4 protein-coding genes and 1 pseudogene are annotated in these 3,420 nt (G+C 70.9%); 2 read left to right on the top strand and 3 right to left on the bottom strand.

Annotated features, from left to right (window positions below; translation table 11 throughout):
* Positions 1 to 46: 46 nt before the first annotated feature.
* Both VD972_RS26530 and argC read left to right on the top strand, forming a co-directional pair.
* Positions 47 to 1,108, top strand: coding sequence for a hypothetical protein (locus VD972_RS26530; RefSeq protein ID WP_324991533.1), 1,062 nt, complete (start codon positions 47 to 49; stop codon positions 1,106 to 1,108).
* On the top strand, positions 1,105 to 2,175 hold the full coding sequence (gene argC, locus VD972_RS26525) for an N-acetyl-gamma-glutamyl-phosphate reductase (RefSeq protein WP_324991532.1): 1,071 nt from the start codon (positions 1,105 to 1,107) through the stop codon (positions 2,173 to 2,175). The genes VD972_RS26530 and argC overlap by 4 nt, the downstream gene beginning before the upstream one ends.
* Before the next feature lie 18 nt (positions 2,176 to 2,193).
* Here the strand turns inward: argC and VD972_RS26520 are convergent, their stop codons facing one another.
* The 3 genes and pseudogenes from VD972_RS26520 to VD972_RS26510 form a co-directional block, all read right to left on the bottom strand.
* A complete protein-coding gene (locus VD972_RS26520; RefSeq protein WP_324991531.1) occupies positions 2,194 to 2,382 on the bottom strand; it encodes a hypothetical protein in 189 nt (62 codons plus the stop codon).
* An 8-nt stretch (positions 2,383 to 2,390) separates the two neighbouring features.
* Positions 2,391 to 3,137: a hypothetical protein gene (locus tag VD972_RS26515; RefSeq protein ID WP_324991530.1), complete on the bottom strand. Its 747-nt coding sequence runs from the start codon at positions 3,135 to 3,137 to the stop codon at positions 2,391 to 2,393.
* Between the two features lie 36 nt (positions 3,138 to 3,173).
* Positions 3,174 to 3,420 (bottom strand): annotated as a pseudogene (locus VD972_RS26510) (tRNA pseudouridine(38-40) synthase TruA); the annotation flags it as partial.

Here is a 3,420-nt window from a genome sequence, read left to right as displayed (position 1 = left end):
CGAAGGTGTACGGCGTAGCGCAGACCCTGGCCCTCAAGGTGAAGTCATGAAAGTCCACGTCGACAAGGTAGGCAGTGTCACCCGCAACCTGCGGCTGGGCCGCACCGTGCACCTCACCTCCGAGATCCAGGCGGTGGAGGGCGCGGTGATCGCCGTGCGCATCCACGGGGAGAAGTCCGTCTACAACCAGCTCGAGGACATCCACGGCCGGCTCGTGACGCTGCACGGCGGGGACATCGTCATCGGGGCCCTGGGCCACCGCAACGCGCTGCACGGGTATGAGGGCGTGGTGCCGGAGCAGGTCGTCGCCGGCCAGAAGCTCCACATGCTCAACATGGGCGGGGTGATTGGCCAGTGCACCTCACACAACCCGGGGGTGGGCACGCCCTTCGAGGCAGAGGTGCTCGGCCAGGTGCTCATGTTCCCCGAGTTCCAGTCGCGCGCCGGGCAGCCGGCCCACGTCCGCGCCGGGGCGCTGAAGGGCTCGACGCAGCCGGTGACGGTGCCGGTGGTGTACGTGGTGGGCACCTGCATGAACGCGGGGAAGACGTACGCCGCGTGCGCCATGGTGCGCCAGCTGATGCAGGCCGGCTACCGCGTGGGCGGCGCCAAGCTCACCGGCGTGTCGCTGATGCGGGACACGCTGAGCATGCGGGACTCGGGCGCGGAGGTGGTGATGGACTTCACCGACGCGGGCACCGTCTGCACCAGCCCGAAGACGGCGGCCCAGGTGTCGCGAGTCATCCTCTCCGAGCTGGCCGCCGCGGATGTGGACGTCATCGTCGCGGAGACGGGAGACGGCATCATGGGCGAGTACGGCGTGCAGGCCATCCTCGAGGACCCAGAGCTGCGCGGGCTCGGCGGCGCGTGGGTGCTGTGCGCCAATGATCCCGTGGGTGCCGCCGGTGGCGTGCGCCACATGAAGGAGACCTACGGCATCCAGGTGGACGTGGTGGCCGGGCCCGCCACGGACAACCGGGTGGGCATCCGCTTCGTGGAGCGAGAGGTGGGGCTGCCCGCGCACAACGCGCGAGCGGACGCCGCCGGCCTGGGTGGATTCATCGTCGAGAAGGTTGCACCGCGGATTGCTGGGAGGAAGAGCGCATGAACAAGGTACACGCCTACATCCTGGGCGCTGCCGGTTTCCCCGGCGGCGATCTGTTGCGGCTGCTGTCGGGACACCCGGCAGTAGCCGCCGTACGCGCGGTGTCCACGCCCCACGCGGACATGCCCTTCTACAAGGTGCACCCACACCTGCGCGGGCTGGTGGAGGGCAAGTTCGACGCGGCGCCGGACTGGCGCTGGCTCACGGACTCGCCACAGCCGGTGGTCTTCTCCGCGCTGGAGGAGGAGGAGCTCGCGAAGCAGCTGCCCGCGTTGGAGAAGCAGTGGGCCTCGCTGGGCCTGTCCGAGCGGATCGTCCTGGTCGATCTCTCCCCGGACTTCCGGCTGGACCACCCCGGTCGCTACGCCGCGACGCACGGCCGCCCCCACCCGGCGCCCGAGCTGCTCGAGCGCTTCGTCTACGGCCTGCCCGAGTGGCGCCGCGACAAGCTGAAGGGCGCGAAGCGCATCGCCTACCCGGGCTGCTTCGCCACGGCGGTGCAGCTCGCGCTGCTGCCCGTGGCGTCCACGCCGGGCCTGGGCATGATCGCGGCCTCAGCGGTGACGGGCTCCTCGGGCTCGGGCGCACTGCCGGGCGACGTGACCCACCACCCCACCCGCGCGCATGACTTCCGCGCCTACAAGCCGCTGGAGCACCCGCAGGAGGCCGAGATCGACGTGATGCTCGTGGCGCACAAGGCCTCGCGCCACCGGCTCACCTTCGTGCCCCACTCGGCGCCGCTGGTGCGCGGCATCTTCGCCACCGTGCAGTTCGAGTGGCCGGAGAACGGCGGCGGCGTGAGCACGAACTCGCTGACCGAGACCTTCCGCCGCTACTACGCCACCTCGCCCATGGTGCGCGTGGTGGAGGGCACGCCGCGGCTGGCCTCGGTGGTGGGCAGCAACTTCGCCGACATCTCCGTCGCCACGCGCGGGCGCACCGTGGCCGTCATGGTGGCGCTGGACAACCTGGTGAAGGGGCTGGCCGGTCAGGCCGTGCAGAGCCTCAACGTGGCCCTGGGGCTTCCCGAGGACACCGCGCTGCGCCAGGCTGCGTGCTTCCCCTGCTGACACACCCGGCGGCCCCCGTCACAGGGGCGGGGGCTCGCCAGCCGTGCGCAGGAAGAGGAAGACATGGAGCCCTCCTGCTCGGGGCGTGACGTCCAGCCGCACCTCCTGCGCCTTCCGTCGGAACAGGAGCGGCTCTTCCTCGCGGTACTCTGCGCGGGTGAGCTGCTCCTGGTACCAGGCCTTCACCTCCTCCTCCTTGGCCTCCACCTGCTCACTCAGCTGCCCGTCGTGGGGGCCTTTGCCTCACCCGGAGCATCGGTGCTCGCCACACCTGGGCTGGCGGACTCTGGGCTCGAAGCTCCCGAGGCCCCCATCTCAGCCCCCGCCACGGCGTTCCCCGAGCTCACGGCCCCACTGTCCGGAGCCACCGCGACCGCCGCGCTGCCCCCGGAGGCCGCCGCGGCAGCCCGCTCCGCCTCACGCTGGGCCGTCTTCTCCGCGCCGCGCTCGGCCTCGCGCAGGAACTCCTGGTACTCCACCTTGCGCGACTCGGCCTGGGCCTGGGCCTTGAGCGCACCCTGGGCAGCGGCAGCGCGCCCCTTCAACACCGCCCGGTAGCTGAGGAGCACCCCCGCCGCCAGCGCGGAGATCTGCAGCGAACCGGCTGCCAACCCGGGCCACAGCCCCTCCAAGCCGCCCCACGCGAAGTTGAGCACGAGGACGAAGACCAGGCCGGACGCCACGCCTCCCACGGCGGTCGACAGCGGCTTCAGCTCGATGATGCGCGCGGCGCCGTAGCACAGCAGGGGCAGCACGGCGATCGCCCACAGGTTCTGCAGCGGGATGCCGACGAGCAGCTTGAGGCCATCCGGCAGATCCTGGATGCGCTCAGCCAGCCGGTAGGCCAGCGCCACGGAGAGCACGGCTCCGATCACCTGCGACAAGAAGCCGAGTCCCACGACGAACTGGAAGCGGCGGATGCGCACGCGCACCGGATCGAGAATGCCAAGCTTGGAGCTCACGCCGCTGGAGCCTAGCGCAAGCCCGGCCCGGAGGCCTCATGGCTCGTCATCAAACACGTCCGTCGAGTCCCCGGCCGTGCGAGGGGGCGGCCCCTCCCCGTAGAAGACCTCCTCCAGCACCAGCCCCTGCGGAGGCGCGGTAGGCCCTGCCTTCGTCCTGTCCTTCAAGGCCAGCACCTCGGCCACCCAGGCCTCGGACTGACGGCCCTTGCCCACCTCCACCAGCGTTCCCACCAGGTTGCGCACCATGTGCTTGAGGAACGCGGTGCCCTCCACGACGAAG

This window comes from Hyalangium sp. (genome assembly GCF_035629615.1).
Lineage (GTDB): Bacteria > Myxococcota > Myxococcia > Myxococcales > Myxococcaceae > Hyalangium.
The sequence above is the reverse complement of the archived record's forward strand: the minus strand, read 5'-3'. Positions and strand labels throughout refer to the sequence as shown.

What these genes read in the sequence shown, in the direction of transcription:
- VD972_RS26530 (WP_324991533.1), top strand. Translation starts at nt 47, where the DNA reads ATGAAAGTCCACGTCGACAAGGTAGGCAGTGTCACCCGCAACCTGCGG.
- argC (WP_324991532.1), top strand. Translation starts at nt 1,105, where the DNA reads ATGAACAAGGTACACGCCTACATCCTGGGCGCTGCCGGTTTCCCCGGC.